Origin of the sequence: Aquimarina besae (assembly GCF_042434905.1) — a bacterium.
GTDB lineage: Bacteria > Bacteroidota > Bacteroidia > Flavobacteriales > Flavobacteriaceae > Aquimarina.
This window is the reverse complement of record NZ_CP170199.1, coordinates 2,195,104-2,211,645: the sequence shown is the minus strand read 5'-3', so window position 1 is coordinate 2,211,645 and position 16,542 is coordinate 2,195,104. Positions and strand designations below refer to the sequence as shown.

Annotated in this window: 18 protein-coding genes; 16 read left to right on the top strand and 2 right to left on the bottom strand. The window is 33.9% G+C overall.

All coding sequences use genetic code 11. The features are described 5' to 3' along the window. The first annotated feature begins 57 nt into the window (after positions 1-57). The 14 genes from ACE94K_RS09630 to ACE94K_RS09565 all read left to right on the top strand — a co-directional run bounded on the left by ACE94K_RS09630 (position 58) and on the right by ACE94K_RS09565 (position 13,734). Positions 58-480 carry a hypothetical protein gene (locus tag ACE94K_RS09630; RefSeq protein ID WP_378183438.1) on the top strand — a complete coding sequence of 141 codons (423 nt, stop codon included), beginning with the start codon at positions 58-60 and terminating at the stop codon, positions 478-480. 125 nt (positions 481-605) lie between these two features. After that, positions 606-950, top strand: a complete 345-nt coding sequence (locus ACE94K_RS09625; protein WP_378183435.1) for a zinc-ribbon domain-containing protein — start codon at positions 606-608, stop codon at positions 948-950. A gap of 27 nt (positions 951-977) precedes the next feature. Next, on the top strand, positions 978-1,733 hold the full coding sequence (locus ACE94K_RS09620; protein ID WP_378183432.1) for a LipL32 family surface lipoprotein: 756 nt from the start codon (positions 978-980) through the stop codon (positions 1,731-1,733). A gap of 95 nt (positions 1,734-1,828) precedes the next feature. Next, a complete protein-coding gene (locus tag ACE94K_RS09615) occupies positions 1,829-2,032 on the top strand; it encodes a hypothetical protein (RefSeq protein ID WP_378183429.1) in 204 nt (67 codons plus the stop codon). A gap of 20 nt (positions 2,033-2,052) precedes the next feature. Continuing rightward, positions 2,053-2,820: a hypothetical protein gene (locus ACE94K_RS09610; protein ID WP_378183426.1), complete on the top strand. Its 768-nt coding sequence runs from the start codon at positions 2,053-2,055 to the stop codon at positions 2,818-2,820. Positions 2,821-2,836: 16 nt separating this feature from the next. Beyond that, positions 2,837-3,880 (top strand): SPFH domain-containing protein, encoded by a 1,044-nt coding sequence (locus ACE94K_RS09605; RefSeq protein WP_378183423.1) that lies wholly within the window; start codon positions 2,837-2,839, stop codon positions 3,878-3,880. Positions 3,881-3,909: 29 nt separating this feature from the next. After that, positions 3,910-5,010, top strand: coding sequence for a DUF6620 family protein (locus tag ACE94K_RS09600; protein ID WP_378183420.1), 1,101 nt, complete (start codon positions 3,910-3,912; stop codon positions 5,008-5,010). Between the two features lie 136 nt (positions 5,011-5,146). After that, a complete protein-coding gene (locus ACE94K_RS09595; protein ID WP_378183416.1) occupies positions 5,147-7,855 on the top strand; it encodes a hypothetical protein in 2,709 nt (902 codons plus the stop codon). 41 nt (positions 7,856-7,896) lie between these two features. Further along, positions 7,897-9,963 (top strand): tetratricopeptide repeat protein, encoded by a 2,067-nt coding sequence (locus ACE94K_RS09590; RefSeq protein ID WP_378183413.1) that lies wholly within the window; start codon positions 7,897-7,899, stop codon positions 9,961-9,963. Then, positions 9,953-10,612 (top strand): hypothetical protein, encoded by a 660-nt coding sequence (locus tag ACE94K_RS09585; protein ID WP_378183410.1) that lies wholly within the window; start codon positions 9,953-9,955, stop codon positions 10,610-10,612. The genes ACE94K_RS09590 and ACE94K_RS09585 overlap by 11 nt, the downstream gene beginning before the upstream one ends. 58 nt (positions 10,613-10,670) lie before the next feature. Next, complete coding sequence (locus tag ACE94K_RS09580) at positions 10,671-11,543, top strand: hypothetical protein (protein ID WP_378183407.1); 873 nt, start codon at positions 10,671-10,673, stop codon at positions 11,541-11,543. Between the two features lie 34 nt (positions 11,544-11,577). Further along, the gene (locus ACE94K_RS09575) at positions 11,578-12,525 is read left to right on the top strand and encodes a tetratricopeptide repeat protein (protein WP_378183404.1); all 948 of its coding nucleotides are present in this window, start codon (positions 11,578-11,580) and stop codon (positions 12,523-12,525) included. A gap of 30 nt (positions 12,526-12,555) precedes the next feature. Then, positions 12,556-13,092 (top strand): hypothetical protein, encoded by a 537-nt coding sequence (locus ACE94K_RS09570; RefSeq protein ID WP_378183401.1) that lies wholly within the window; start codon positions 12,556-12,558, stop codon positions 13,090-13,092. Between the two features lie 99 nt (positions 13,093-13,191). After that, the gene (locus tag ACE94K_RS09565) at positions 13,192-13,734 is read left to right on the top strand and encodes a hypothetical protein (RefSeq protein WP_378183398.1); all 543 of its coding nucleotides are present in this window, start codon (positions 13,192-13,194) and stop codon (positions 13,732-13,734) included. A gap of 28 nt (positions 13,735-13,762) precedes the next feature. On the opposite strand, the gene ACE94K_RS09560 is transcribed toward ACE94K_RS09565, so the two are convergent. Next, complete coding sequence (locus ACE94K_RS09560; protein WP_378183395.1) at positions 13,763-14,281, bottom strand: YkgJ family cysteine cluster protein; 519 nt, start codon at positions 14,279-14,281, stop codon at positions 13,763-13,765. A 49-nt stretch (positions 14,282-14,330) separates the two neighbouring features. On the opposite strand from ACE94K_RS09560, the gene ACE94K_RS09555 reads away from it, so the two are divergent. After that, on the top strand, positions 14,331-15,056 hold the full coding sequence (locus ACE94K_RS09555) for a class I SAM-dependent methyltransferase (RefSeq protein WP_378183392.1): 726 nt from the start codon (positions 14,331-14,333) through the stop codon (positions 15,054-15,056). On the opposite strand, the gene ACE94K_RS09550 is transcribed toward ACE94K_RS09555, so the two are convergent. After that, entirely contained in the window at positions 15,034-15,564 is a 531-nt protein-coding gene (locus ACE94K_RS09550; RefSeq protein WP_378183389.1) for a DUF2059 domain-containing protein, read from the bottom strand. The two genes, ACE94K_RS09555 and ACE94K_RS09550, sit on opposite strands and share 23 nt — an antisense overlap. Before the next feature lie 45 nt (positions 15,565-15,609). Between ACE94K_RS09550 and ACE94K_RS09545 the strand changes: the two genes are divergently transcribed. Next, positions 15,610-16,380, top strand: coding sequence for a hypothetical protein (locus ACE94K_RS09545; protein ID WP_378183387.1), 771 nt, complete (start codon positions 15,610-15,612; stop codon positions 16,378-16,380). Positions 16,381-16,542 lie beyond the last annotated feature (162 nt).

The following is a 16,542-nucleotide window of genomic DNA, read 5'->3' as shown; positions in this document are numbered from 1 at the left end:
ACTTTACATCAAAACTTAGAATAATAACTAATTACTAACCCATAAAAATATATAGACATGATCTGGGGAATTTCATTGATTTTATTAAGCATTTTAGCAGTACCATCATTATTGCTTTCAAAAAAACCTAACGCAAAAGAACTTTTAGAAAAAATTGAACCATATCAAGGTTGGATTGGTTTCATATTTTGTTTTTGGGGTATTTGGGGAATCATTTCAGCAATCTTAAATCTAGGATGGCTAACTACTTATCCAATTTGGTGGATAACACTATTGGCAGGAAATATTGTTTCCGCAACGCTAGGATTTATGTTAGGCTTTGGACTAATTAATAAATTCTTTCTGTCCAAAAATGAAGCAGCCAAAGAAAAGGCAAACGAATTAAGAGCCAAATTAGCTCCAAAACAAGGAAAACTGGGTGTATTGGGACTTTTCGTTGGAGGATGGATGATCGTAGCTTCTTTCTTATTCTTTACATAAAATGTTAGTTAGTTGAAGAATGGAGAGAGCAAAAGCCTTCCTAAAAGTTTCAATGCTCTCTCCTATAACTAACTAAAGTAAAGTTTTCAGCCAAATAAACATCCGCTAATTAAAACTGATATCTCATGATTATTTTCGGAACAAGTTCTTCGACCATTCATCCGGCAAAACTTGATGGAGGTTGCTGTCCTTTTTGCAAAACTGAAAATCAAATGTGGATTCAGGGATATCGAAAATATTTTCATGTGTTCTGGATTCCATTTTTCCCATTATGGAAAAAAGTGTATTCGATTTGTAGTCACTGTAAAGGGGTGTTTGAAAAACAAGAATTTAAAAGTGAAGAACTCATCCATAGTTTTGAAACCTTTGAAAACCATAAAATTAAAATTCCTTGGTATCACTTTAGCGGTATCATCCTACTATTTGTATTAATTGCACTTCTATCCATTTTACCATTTTTAACCAAATAAAATTTAAACCACACAAATAATTACACTATGAAAACAAAACTCTTAATTCTAACCGCCTTATTTGCTCTAGGAAGTACACTAACCCTTGAAGCTCAAAGGCTCGGGAAAATTGGAAATTCATTAAAGAATCAAGTTAGTAAATCTACAAAGCCACAAAAACTAAACTCATTTAAAAGTACAATTATTAAAAAGATTGGCTCCAAAGAAATTAATGTTCCATATACCAATATCCATAACTTTTTAGACTATATGGATGGAAGCAATCAGGAAAATGTAATCGATGAGGAAAAGAAAGTTCAGGTCTACGTATGGATTCCCGTAGCTGCTAATGAAATGGGGCTAAGAATGGTATCACCAGTAGGAAAAACCAAAGCAAAAAATGCTGTTATATCAAAAGCTTATGAGCAGAATATCAAATCTTCTGATACTTTGGATGTTTCTATTGTCCTAGAGAAATCAAATATCCTCAATGCATCCGACATCAGTGAAGAAGGAGTTAATAACGCCACCTGGAAAGTGGTGGACTCCAATCAAAATGCAAAAGATATGTTGATCGACATTGATTATACCGGAAACACGGGATATACTTCAGAGCGATATATTACCAGAAAAGACGAACCATTATCTGCAATAAGCAGAGGATTATACCGTGTAAACTTTAAAGCTTTTAAATCTGATGATGAAAAAGGAACATTCCTTGGCCAGATAGGATTTCCTGTAAAAATTCCCGGAATTATAATCTCTAAAGATATCGAAGAATTAAAGAAGAAATTAAATCTATAATCCGCTGAAAAACCATTGGATATTCTCATATAATTAAGAGTATGAGAATATCCATTTCTTCAATAATCTTCTAGTACCAAATTTCCCACTACAGGATGAAAAATAATAATTCAAAAAACAAAGATGAAGAGAAGAAAAGTATTCTTGATGATATATTAGGCAATGCCCTTTCTTCCACTAAAAAATATGAAGAGACCACTGCGGGACTTGAAACTAAAAGATGTAAAAGTTGCGGTGCCGCCCGACCAAGCGATACGGATCTTAAATACTGTGATTTTTGCGGAAATCAATTTTACTAAAAACCTAACTAACTCAAAAAATGTCTTTTACCGAAACACAAGCCCAATGGGATGCTTTTCTTACGAAAATAAAGGATCGATTTTATGAAGTCCTCAATAAAACTGAAGCAGCATTACCATTACTTTTTGAGGCTACAGATTTTGAAACCACTACGTTTCATAATGCGTGGCAAGGGATCTATCTGCAGGCATCTGAATTGATATCTAAAATTGATTCTACCTGGTTTGATAAAGTCGAAGACACTTTTCTGGAAGCAGGTGTAGATGACGATGGAATACGGTTAGTTCAAGAACGAAATAAGGGATTTCAGCTTCAGCATAAGCTGGATCAGGAATTAAAATCCTACGAAGTCAGAATTTTTGCAAAAGCTTCAAAAAAACTTCTTTCCGATGTGAAAAATACTCTGGCAAAGGACTTTTGCTGTACACAATGTCAGGCAAAACTTCCTGTAAAAGATAACTTCTTTAGGTCATATTACAGCACCTGCGATTATTGCCAAACCGTCAACACATTCGAACCTGGAACGAAAGCTCGAAACATAGAACATTTTGCCATCAATGCTTTAGGAGAAGAAGCCGCTCTGGAACATTACTTACGCTATGAGGAACTTAAATTTCAGAACTACCTGCAGGATCGAGATGCTTTTGGAAAAGAAGAATTAGTAGCCCAGTATAGAAAATACATTGAAACCTATTTAAAAAAGCGAATCGAAATTATTCCGGATTATCAGGATCGATATGAGAAGGATCTTGAAGCCAAAATGTCATTGGTCATCAATTATTCATAATTCAAAAAGAAAAAATATGTCAAATTCATTTAGTAATCAACTTCGCTCTGTAATCGAGTGGCAAAACCTAACATCTGATATCCTTTTTGAAAAATGGACAGAAAGTGGTGATGAGATTAAAAATGCCTCTAAACTTATTGTTGGACCCGGACAAGGATGTCTTTTTGTATATGAAGGTAAAGTAGAAGGCGTTTTTGAAGAAGAAGGTATGTACGACCTTAAAACAGGTAATATTCCTTTCTGGACAACCATCAAAAATTTCATGTACAAGTTTGAGTCGGCCCACAAGGTAGGTATCTTTTTCTATCGAAAAGCCGAAATGCAAAATATTCGTTGGGGAACTCCTTCTCCGATCACCTATAAAGATCCTGTTTATAATTTTCCCGTTGGTTTAGGTGCCTTTGGTAATTTTTCTTTTCGGGTCACTAAAGCTGTTGAATTTTTTACGAACGTAATTGCCGCCGAAGATTATTATCCGGTAAGAGCGATACAAAAAGTAATTTTATCCAGAATTACACAGCCAATAAGTGATTTCCTTGCCAAAGCATCCTTTAGTTACATTGATATTGACAAGCATCGTAATGAAATTGCGGCATTTTCTAAAACCTCTTGTGAAACCATCTTTGATGAATTAGGCTTCGAACTGCTAGATTTTAGGATTGAAGGAACCAATTTTGATGAAGAAACCAAAACAAGAATAGGCCGAATCGCAGACATGAGTGCTGAAGCGCAGGCAATGAGAGAACTTGGGGTAAGTTACCAGGACTATCAACAGCTTGAAGCACTTAAAAACATGGCAAAAAATGAAGGTGGTGGAAATCTAGGAATGCAAATGGGCGCCGGCCTGGGGATGGGACAAATGATGGGTACTATGATGAATGGTCAGAATAATTATCAACAACAACCTCCCAACCATCAACAAAATACACCTCCACCCGCATCTGTAAATCCGGACGATCCTATGCAAAAACTGGAAAAACTAAAGAAAATGTTTGATGCAGGATTTATCGACGAACAAGAATACAAACAGAAAAAACAAGAAATACTATCTCAATTTTAACAAATAACGAATCACAAAAATCTTATAAAATGGGCAACACGCATAAATTCACAGATCATGACAAAACAGAACAAGGTCAAAAAGCAATTGCACTAGGAATAAAAAACAAACAGACATCTGCTGTGAGTAATTATGATTATACCATAAAGGAAGCGGCAGATTTTAGTTGGCCTGATATCAATCCGGATCTCATAGGTCATATAGAACCCTGGTTGTGTTATAGCAAAAATAATGATGGAACTACCGGAGGTTGGGTAGACTTAAACCAGTTTGCAAACGGACAAGAAAGAAAACTAAATGCTTGCCTACAAACTCTCGGATATCCGGAAGCCTTAAAAATTACCACTGATAAAGCAAGGAGCATAGTAGACGAAATTAGGAGTAGTGAAAATTTTGAGGAAACAGCTCAACAATATGGCTTTAAAAGTAATGAGCATTTCTCTTTAGAAGATCATGTAGCATCTGCTTTAATAGAGATTGAGAAAGTAGAAGGAAAGGCTTACGATGCGGCCGATGATTTTCTGAAGGAGCAAAAAGCAACATTAGATACACAGATGAATACTCATATTGAAGCCGCTAAAGAAGGAGGGTTATTAGACCCTATCAAAGGAATTGATATGGAAACCTGGGCTGCAGCTAATGCAAAAATAGCAGGTGGAATGGACCTGGAAGAAGTTTTAAAAGTGGTAGGTACAGAAAAACCTATTTGGGATGAAGTTTCTGCCGAGTGGACCGCCAGAATGTCTCAGGATACCACCTTTGCAATTTCAAAAGTATATGGTGATGCCTTTATGAACTCGAACATTGGTAGATTTGCAAGTTCAGGAGGAGATCAAACATCTGAAGCATCTACTTCGGCTGGCGGGAGTGCATTGGATAAAGTTACAGAGGATTTCGAATTATATATCAAAATAATGTGTCACCAGAATATGGGTGCTACCCAAGGAAAAGATGCTGTTTCGATACTTAACGAATACGGACTGAATGTAACCGACTGGAGTTCTATAGGAGCACAATGGACTACAAAAATGGCCACCGACACCCGTTTGGCGTTACAAATGGGAGAACTTATGGAAAAATATAATGCTGAATTTGCTTCAGCGACAGCAGGGGATGATATAGATTTCTAGGGTTGTTGTCTATATCGAAATGACCCGAAAGTAATCAAGAAATTCCATCACATTAGATTTAGATACTTGATAAAATCGGGTCATTTATTTTCTTTTAAATAGTATATTTCTTCTTTTAAATAACCGCTTCCCTATTATGAAACTAGACCTTACTGCATCCATAGAAAAACAACTCAAAGCTATTGTTGATGATGCCATCGCATCAGGAAAAATACAGACAGATCAACTACGTATGATCATTATTTCTCCGAACAAAACCTTTGATCTTCTTAAGGTCACTTATAATAATGAATGGGACAAATACTATTATGAATCAGAATATAATGATACAGGTGAAATTGGCTTTATAAATATTGATTCTTGGTTAGACATTGCGGACCGGGCCTTTGAAAATAGAGAACAAATATCAAATGAGTATATTGAAAAAGCTAAAAAATTTGATCATAAATATTACAAATTAAAACCGATACTATCATTTGATCATATCCAGGAAGAACCCTACAAAAGTTTTCTGGTATGTCTTCGAGAAACATTGCTACAACAAATTAGCGATGCTGTCAGTCAAGTAGCTACCTCATATGATCTCAATACGTTTCAACACGTAGTTGGTTTTATAGCCAACAAACTGGTCTTTAAAAAAGGTGGTGATGATGATAATAGAATTATTGCGTTTAATCATCCAAATGGTGCAGGGCCCTTCTATAAAGTGATGTTGAGCTTACCAAATTATAAACTGACCTATCCTTATCTTAAGTTTTACGAATCCGGATTTCATCTATTTTATCCGGAAAGTAACATATATGAAGGCCCGAATGAAGAAAGCCATATCTACACTTATGATATAGATAATTTTACTTATGGATTTCGACAATCCAAAAGAAGGGAAAGAGCGGTTTTTAGACTGAATGATGAATTTGAAGATTGGGAGCTTAGTGGTGGTCATATTGAAGAAGAGGAAGGAGATTTCTCTGAAAAAGAATTTTATGAAGCCTATAATTCCTTTCTCAGCAAGTTCCCTAATAAAAACTTAGATACGGATACGATTCCGGATCCAATTGATCGTCCTAAAGAATTTCAAAAATGGTTGGATATCATGGTTACCAACAACCTGGCAATCACATACGATCATAAACATTCGATTTATGGATACGGAGAAGAAGCTTATAAAAAAGCACTTCAGTTACTTCCGGAAACCCATCAGAGCTATATCAGTTTTAAAAAATTTCTTTCTTCTAAACTGTATGATCAGAGCAGGTATGAAGAAGCTTTGAAGGTTTTGAAGACTATCAAAAACCTTTCAGATCACGAAAAAACCCATGTGTTGGAAATTCTATACTTCCTTGAGCAAAGAGAGGAATTTGATACCATTTATTCCAACTTGGAGAATAATAGCGCAAAAAAAGATGCATTATTGATTAAATGGCTATTTGATATAAAATCTTACAGTAGTGATCCTGATAAAATTTTCAATCTTAAGACAGAAATAACAGCATATCTGGATAGCAAAATAGATTTTGATGAAGCGAACAGAGCAAGAATAGCATTGATCAAAATTTACAGTCTCACAAACGAAAATGAAGAAGCCAGACTACTATTCACAAAGCTCTACCATCCATCTGATCGTTTAATGGGATTATTTTTAAAAATTTCTGCCGACAATCCGTTCATCCTTAATGTCTATGAAGACTATTTAACTAAAGAAGAAGAAAAGAAAAATTTTGAACTCTGGTTAGAAAAACCAACACTAACCATTCCTGAAATTGATAAAAAAGAAATAGATACCGTACTTTTTAAAGACTGTTATTATCCAACCCATAAAATCAAAGACGTAAACTTAAAATGGGCAGTACCAATTGCTCCTTACAAATTTATTGCCGTTAATGATGATGAACAACTTTTTTTAGGTGAGATCACCAGCAGTTATGAGATCATAAAACATCAGGTTATCCAACTTGATAACGATGCATCCTATTCTTATTATTATAGTGATGAAATCATATATATCGCTCAATATAATAAAGGAATCTATAGATATTCTGTTCAGGATAATCAAATTTCTGAATTAAAAGGAATTATTAAAAACAAGAAAGCAGCCACGCGGTACAAAAAGATTGCAGCATCAGATGGTTTCCTGTATGCTTGTAATGATGGTTATTTAGAGATTTTCGACCTTTCGGATCCTACAAAAGATCCGATATCGTCAGAACTTTATATCGATAGTGCTTTCAGTTTATATGTTCACAATGATGTATTAGTGACAATACCGAGTTCACAAATTTTGGTTTTGATAGATATTCATGATAGAACTAATCCAACATATTTATCTTCCATTAAAGATGAGCAAACCTGTAGCAATAAACATGTAGAATTTATTGAAAATTATTTGATTGGAGGCTTTGTCATTGATATTTCCGACCCTAAATCTCCCCAATATATTTGTCATACCTGGGACGAGATTGCTCCTACGTTTTATATTTCAGAAAAACCTGAAATTTCGTTGTATAGTACAGGTGATGAACATTTGTTTAAAACGTTGGTTAAGGATAATGATGGTAAAATAAATGTAAGCAATTGGTTAGAATATATAAATAAAGACAACTTTTATTATGAAAGATTGACCAGTAATTTAGCCACCATGTATAATGGAGATACGGTTATAGGATATACTCCTTATGATATTTGTATCCTCGAAAAAGGAAAAAATCCAAAATACGAAAAGAAAAAATTTGATATTCAGACTATTCTCGAAAATATGGTTTTTGAATGCTTTGAATACATCCTACACAATCATCCTGATTTTAGGATTGGCAAGGTAGTTTTAGAAAAAAAGAGGGCCATGGTGTAATTTCTATCTCTTTTCAGCAATGTTCAAGCATTGCCACTAGGGTGAATATTTTTGATGAACCTAAGCTTCCGATTATATATAGCAATTTTAGTGTTTATGGTTATTTCAGAACTATGTTTGATGTCAATTTTGATAGCCAAGTTATGGAAATGCAATATGATCCTGAGCCGATTATCAAAAAACTTATTGAAAACCCTAATTTCGATACGATTGCTTCCAAACACGTTGCGGTCATCGTTAATGATAAATCACAATATTTACATTTTGCAGATCAAGTATGGAATCCATATAGAGAAACAGTAATTCCTGAAGACCCATCAACCGTAGAAGATATATTGTTAAGCGAAAATGATAATCTTGTCAAAAAGATGTCAAAGGATATGGCGTCTAACGATGAAATCACACAAGAACTTATCCGAATTCTTAACCTCCAACCTATCGAAGAGAACCCCTCTGTTCAAAACAATGCTATTCTTAGTAATAAAGTAATTACTGAAACCTCTGATTTTCAAAAAAACAAGCTTTCCTTTATAGATGGTCCAACCTTAAATATAAAAGAAGAAACTATAGACATTGACAAATTAAAAAATGAGGCTTTTAAGGTTTTAGCTTCTCATCCTGATAGGACAATGGTCAAAAATATTGTTTTAAACGGGGCTACATATGGAATTCCAAAACCAAACCTAACTAAGATCCGTGATCACTATACCCCAAAATCTGGTTACATCTCAATTTTAGCAAATAATTGGTATGGCTTATGGGATGAATTTTCTGAAGACCCCAAAATCAAAACTTTTTTATTGAATGTTATTGAAAAAATTGAAGATGAAAACCTAAAAGCTACCATAGCCTATAAATATAAACTCTTTACGCATCCATCTATCCACAACCACATTCAAGAATTTTTTACAGATAAATATACGGTGTTGGATTATTATCGATATACAGAGGGTGACATCAATATCTCTAAATTACCAATAGAGGCTATTAGACCCTTTGAAAATCAATTCTTAGAAATTCTAAACAAATTCGAATCTGTTGGAGATGATAAATTAGATCGTAGTACTAAAGAAATGATCGTACCCATTTGTGACATGCTTCACAAATTAGGACACGAAAAATTTCCCGAAAAATTATTAGACAAAGTCAATGCTGCCAAAAGAAATAACGAGCAATATGACGATAATTTTTTTGAAGATGATGATTATGAAAGTGAAGAAACTTTCTTATTACGAATGTACAGAAAAATACAAGTAAAAAATATTTTGTACAAATTCGATCCTGCTGAAGAAAACCCCATTTGGGATATAGATCTCCCTCCAGAACCTTATAAAAAATCCTGGTATAATACTCTTGATCTTTTATTAGCAAAGGGGGAAGAAATTTATGGTGTCGATTTCAGAAATGTTTTTATCCAAAAATTATCTGATAATATAGCCAAAGATGAGTGCTATGATCATGATCGGCTCATGGCTTTCAATTTTATTCATTATACGTATAAACATATTCAAAAAAGACCTGAGCTAGCAAGCCTCGCAGAAAAAATAGTAACTGCTATTCAGCAGAATAAAGAGAAATTCTCTGAAGAGATTGATCTCTACAATATCAAGGAAAAAAGCAAGTATGCATTATTACAAGCTGCTTGGAATGATCTAAAAAATGAAGATTGGGATCTGGCAGAAAAAAAGAGCAATGCGATTATACAGATTGATCCACAGCTTGGCCAGGTGTATTTTCTGCAAGCACGTTTATTATGGTTAAAAGAAGGAATTCCTGCATACTTAGCACAAAAAGATGAGTTCATCAAAAAAGCTTCTCACGATGCCGCCGCTCTTGCCAGACTCTATAACCTTACCGGTTGTGCCCTAGATGTAGAAAAACGGTACGAAGAATCGTTACACTATTTTAAAAATGCCGCACTTACTGCCACTAATGAACCCATGTATTTGGCTAACATTGCAGAGATTTATTACAAATTAAAAAATCCGGAAGAAGCTTTGAACTATGTGACAAAAGCAAAACAAAATGGACATTCTTCAGAAATGATGGATGAAATCATTCAAAACAAAGGAATCATAAATCTAAAGGATGCAAAAGATGAAAACTAGTCTCCTACTTATATTACTATCTATTCAAATGACAAATTCTCAAGCGATGAAACCAAATGAAGAAGTAACACAGTTAATAGAAAAAGGTAGAGATCATATAATTGAATTGGCTCTAGATCAAGCACGAAAAAATCTAGCATCTAACATGAACAAAGATGACTTTCATTTTATAACGGTAAAAGCAAGTCACAAAAGAGTATTGATTGATTTTGGATATAATGTAATGTATCTACCTAAAAACACTAGTTACTATTCTGGTATTTTGGTAGAGTTTCCATCAAAATATGTTTCTAAAAGTATCGAAAGTAATGAGGGAGGCAATACTACCTTTTATCGTCCAACATCAGAACATCTGGGCGTTATAAACTTTATAAAAAATCCAAATGGGACAAATACAGATATTTTTAACAAAGGAAAACGATGGTCACCAACGATTATTTACGAAAAAGAAAAACACTACTTGGTAGATTTTTCCGCAAGAGATCCTGAATTAGGTGGAGGATTTTCTAAAGAAGAAATCGATAAAGAAACAGGAGAAGTACTCTCTACTTTAAGCGGTCATTATGCAAGAATACCAGAAGATATAATGCCTTTAAGTTTAACCGGAGAAAAAATAGAAAAAGAGGAGTTTATTGAAATAAGGAATTAAAATACAACCTGTTCCTTATACTATTTAAGTAACCAATGTAAAACTAATTTTGATAAAAATGAATATTAAAAAAAGTATTCCCTTCAAAAATATTTGGGTTTTTCTATTTCTATTACTAGCTGCAGGCTTTTGCAATAACAGGATATTTAGTAACAAAACTATACAAAATCACGTGATCACAAATCAAGAAAAAGAAGAAAAACTTTTGTATGTAGAAATATATGGTGAAAAAGGGAGTAATATAGAAGTTCGACTCAACGATATCCCAATTAGTAAAATATCAATTACGGATGAAGGCTACGGAAATTCTGTTGCTGCTGCTGATCACTATGCAATTACGGGTATCAATACACTTTCTGTATATCCGTTATCTAAAAAAGGTATCACAACAATTCGCTTAGCCAGGTATAAAAGAGGTGATATCACAGGAAAAGATAGTGGCGAAACACTTATTGAAATTAACATCGAAAATGATGACACTCCCGTTCATCAAAAAATAGAATTGCCAGCCAGTAGAACTAGATGGTCCTGGATGGATACCGATCCAATAGATAACGAAAAAGCGAGAGAGGAGGCGATTGCTTTTTCCAAAGCTTTTTATAAAATCCTGCAGCAAAACAATATTGAAAAAATGATTGAAGCGGTAGATCCTTTACTTAATGATGAATTACTTTCTAAACCAGAGACCACAAAAGAAAAAATAGTGGAACAATGGACAGAAGGTCTAAAAATGGCGGTTACAGAAAAAGACGTTTATGATGATATAGACACCATAGAAATAGAATTAATTCCTATAGCCAATGGAAAACTCTTTGAGGTAAAACGAAAAGATGGAAGCTTTTTATTCCGTACATCTGACAACAATGAATATGTCTTAGGATTTAAAGATATCATCGGCCGTAAAAATGGTGTTTGGCAATTTTATCTTTAATCATTCATAAATCTGCATTAATAAAATCAAGGATATGAAAAACATTAAAAAATTAAAAAAACTCTCTAAATCATTCAGAGAACATATTGGACCTCATCAAATTGAAATTCCCAAAAGTAAACATTGGCAGGACATTTCAGGTACCCAACCTGTTTTTATTTTTGATTTTTTTGCTATTGAAAAATCACTTCGATATTCTATAACCTCCTACGTTTCTGAACTCTGCAAGGTGAATCTCACTTCCTTAGACATTTCCTGGATACAGGGACAAAATGAATTTTTAAAAGATGGATTACTATCTTTCTGGTTCTGGGATAAAAATCACTTAATTCCGTTTGCTTTTGTTGGTAAAGAAGCGCACAATGGACCTTTTCATCCAATAGAGGGCGTATTATTTTTAAGCACAACCAAGGAAAAAAAATGGGAAGACATGGAAGTGCTTTTGCTTACTGCCAAAGAAGATGCGGTAATTACAAAAGTAGCCAGCAGTTTTGATGAACTATCGATTCTAAAAAGAAATCCGGATCTTGAACAATCTGAACAAATCAAACAAGAAGGAAATGTGTTGTTTGGAGCAGGAGATTTTGAAGGTGCTGCAGAAAAGTTTTACGAAGCTATGATTGTAGATCCAACAAATCCGAATCCTTACAACAATATGGGAATGATTACACAAGTTGCCAAAATAATGCCAAAGCGAGGTGAATTTTTTGCACAACTCTCATATCTGGTAGATTCAGAATACACTAACGGAATGCGCGGATACAGTGGTTATCCGGCAACTAGAGGAAACTTCAAAAAATCAATTAAATTGATAAAAAAATGCATAGAAATTGAACCATCTGCACAAAACTATGGTATCCTAACCAAGTATTATTTTGTGGCAAAAAAATATAATGAAGCAAGGGAAGCCGGTGAAGAAGCGCTACAATTGGACCCTAATCATCCTGATGTTCTTGACATTATGGCAAAAATTCCCTTATGATACTTCATAAAAAAAAACAAAAATTAATATATGATAAACATATGTAAGGATCTTAATGGCATACAGGAGCATAAAGAACCAATGTATAAGGATCTATGTTTTACATTTAAAAAAATCCTCCTCATTCATATAATATTCTTTAACAGTTTTTCATATAGTCAAAATAAAGAAGTAAATGTAAAAATGAAATACGGATCTATTATAACAGTAAAACTTGGAGCAACAGTCGTTCTAGAGGACGGTCTGTCAATTTGGTTAAAGTCATTCTCGCATAAAACTTCGATACACGACAACATTTCGAAAGCGTCTGCTTATATCGTTTTATCTTTACGTGATGAAGAAACAGACGAATTTTTATCCGTATATGGTGATGATCATCTTAAATCTGAAGAAGAACTCAATTCATTCGAATATACAAGGACTGTTGAAGGAACGGATGGATTTACATATACTACAACAACTAGAAATCACCATAGATTTATCTTTTGGAAAGATTATAAAATCCAACTTAAAGAATTTGAATATGATGAATTCATTAAAATCTTAGTTACCGTCCCTCCTAAGTAATGATAACAATAGATTGAACATCAAATTTTATCTCTATTTAGTTGATTATTAAATTTTAATATATGAATGTAGAAAGCAAAAAATATAATCCTTTTAGTTATGACTAGAACGATACTCTTTCTTCTCATCTTAATTTTAAATAATCCAATGCAAGCGCAAGGTTCGAATTCTGAAATGTATGTTACAGCTGTTGCCGAATTAATTGAAGTTTATTCTACAGGCAAAAGACATGATTCTCATTTATTTACCTTTAAAATTAAAAAAATACTTTCAGGAAACACAAACGATTCTATATTTAAAACACAAGAAATTTTCAATGATTTTGGAGCATCAGACATATTTTTAAAGACAAAATCACACGCATACGATGCTGGACCTATCCGAAGTGAAGATGTAATTATTAAATACGCACCAAAAGGTCGTTTAAAATGGATTGCAGAAAAAAATAGGAGATTTAGCCTGGAAAGTTTAGAGTCACTTTTAGAAGCTTATGCTCAGAAAAACAAACTGAAAGGTAACTACAATATGCTCACCGAACGTGAAGGAAAATTATTTTTTAGTTATGGTGGTAAAAATTGGAAAGTAGCCGTAGAATCCCATACAGGTTCCGGAAATTGGATTATCTCGACAATTGATGAATAAGAATACTTAGGAAGAAAGATTATGAATTTTATCCACGTCGATTACTTTTATGTTCCAATGGCAAGAGCTCTTTCATTTTTTCAACAATATTATACGCTGCAGGACAAATAGCTACATTTTGTATGGTCAAGTTAGAGATTTGATGAAATTTCTTACGATCTGTATGCGGAAACTCTTTGCAGGCTTTTGGTCGCACATCATAGATCAAACAATAATTATCCGAAGCCAAAAAAGCACAAGGTGTTTCTTGCAATACAAAATCTCCATCCTCGTCTTTTTTCAGATATTGATCTTCAAACTGAATAGATTTCATTTTTAAATGCTTCGAAATTCGGTCCACATCAATATCCGTAAACAGTGGCCCTGTAGTTTTACAACAATTGGCACACTCCAAACAATCTGTTTGCTGAAACTCTTTGGTATGCAAATCCTGCATAAACGTATCCAAATTCTTAGGCGGCTTCTTTTTAAGCTTTGCAAAATACTTTTTATTCTCGTTCTGCTTATCTTTGGCCAGTTTCGGTAATTGATCTATGAATTCTTGCATAGCACAAAACTACGAATTATGAATTACGAATTTTCAATTAAAAACTATAATGATTGATAAAGATATTTTTGGGCTTGCTATTAAAGATTTTTACAACAAAAAATATAGCGAAGATATCGTAGTACAAGCTCCGGATTTTGACGATGATATCATACCGGTCCCTTATTTGTTTAGAACGTATGCAGAAATGCCGGAAATAGAACAAAGAGCATTGGATCTCTGTTATGGAGATATTCTGGATGTAGGTTGTGGCGCAGGCAGTCATAGTTTAGTCCTTCAGGAAGATCGAAAACTCAATGTACACGCTATCGATATCTCTGCAGGAGCTATTGAAGTTTGTAAAAAAAGGGGAATCACCAATGCTATAATTCAGGATGTTTTTAATATAGAAGAAAGACAGTACGACACGCTCTTGTTTCTGATGAATGGAAGTGGAATTATAGGAAAACTCATTAATATTGACCACTTTTTTTCTACAATCAAAAAGCTCCTAAAACCTAATGGTCAGATTCTGATAGATTCTTCTGACATTTCTTATTTGTTTGCAGAAGAAGACGGAAGTTTTTGGGTAGATGCTTCTGCAGGCTATTATGGCGAAATGCAATATAAACTGAAATATAAAAACAAAGAATCCGATTGGTTCGATTGGTTATATATTGATTATAACACCTTACAAAATGTTGCGAATGCTCATGGGTTTCTTTGTGAATTGGTATTGGAAGGAGAAAACAGTGATTATCTGGCTAAACTCACTAAGGCATCTGATATCCTTTAGTTTTTAATTTCTGAATCGTTTCATTGTATAAATCTCTACTCCATAGTTCACTAACTTCGGATACCATTAATCTCAAAGAGTCACTTTGGTTCTGAACTTTTTTTTCCACCTCAGAATTAAAAAAATCAGATAATTCCGTTTTTTGTTTGTCACTTAGTTGAGTTCTATCTTTTACCAGTTGTCTGCCTGTTTCGGATTCATAAAATATGATGAGCTGTTTAATATCTTCGTGAGTAAAATTACTGCGATAGACAGATACTAATAGTGATTTAATATTAGTAAGTGCATCTGTCTTATTACTTTGTAATTCTTCCCAAATATTAGATGGAACATTCTGATTGCTATACTGTTGTTGTAACAAGCTAAACATTTGATCAATTGCCCGGTCATACTGCTGTTCGGTTCCGTTTAATTCAAAATATCGAATCGCATCTTCGTGGTATGATCTTTGCGCCAAACTTGTGGTAACTGTTAAAAATAAAGTTAAAACAAAAACTAAATATCTCATAAATTCGTTTATTTACTAACTCATACCTCTGGAAAATCAATTTATATGCAAATTACAAAATTCTTAAGTATCCTTTTATTTACATCTCTTATACTGGTTGGGTGTTCTGATGATGACGATAATAATTTAATTCCCGCGGTTGAGTCCCCGAATGTACAACCTCTTGGAACTTCGGCCAATGATTTGCTAAGTGATACAAATTTTAGAGGATTGACAATAGAAATCGTATCCGTACAAGGCTTTGCTCCTACAACCACAGCAGTAAATACTTTTAGAAATTTCTTAGAAGATCGTCTTTTTAAACCAGATGGCATTACGATAAATCAACGCACAGTTTCTTCTTCAGGTTTATCCCCATTTAATATTGAAAAAATAAAACAAATTGAAACTACTACCAGAACCGCATTCAACGAAGGAGATGAAATCACGGTATATATCTATTTTGCAGATGGCACGAATGACACCGATGATGGTTCCAGAGTCACTTTGGGCACCGCTTATTTAAACACTTCCATCGTTATTTACGAAAGTACATTGCGTAATCTGAGCGCTAATCCTAATGCTCCTATGCTTTCTACTATTGAAGCCGCTACGCTAAATCACGAATTTGCACACTTACTGGGATTGGTAAATATAGGAACGCCTTTACAGTCTCAACATGAAAATACCGTATCCAGAGGACATTGTAACGTACAAAATTGCTTAATGGAGTCTGCCATAGAATTCGGAAACGGAATGATGGACATGCTTGGAAACGGAGTACCAGAACTTGACGCGCTCTGCATTGCCGATCTACAGGCGAATGGAGGACGGTAGTGATTAGTACAGAGTATTAAGTACTTAGTATTCTATATGCGGTTGGCAGCAGTACTAAGAAGGTAGTTTTCACTAGGAATCAAGGGTTAAGAAGTTAAGGAGTTTTTGTGGTATGAGGTATTACTTGCTCCGTACTCATTACTTTTTACTCAATAGTAACTA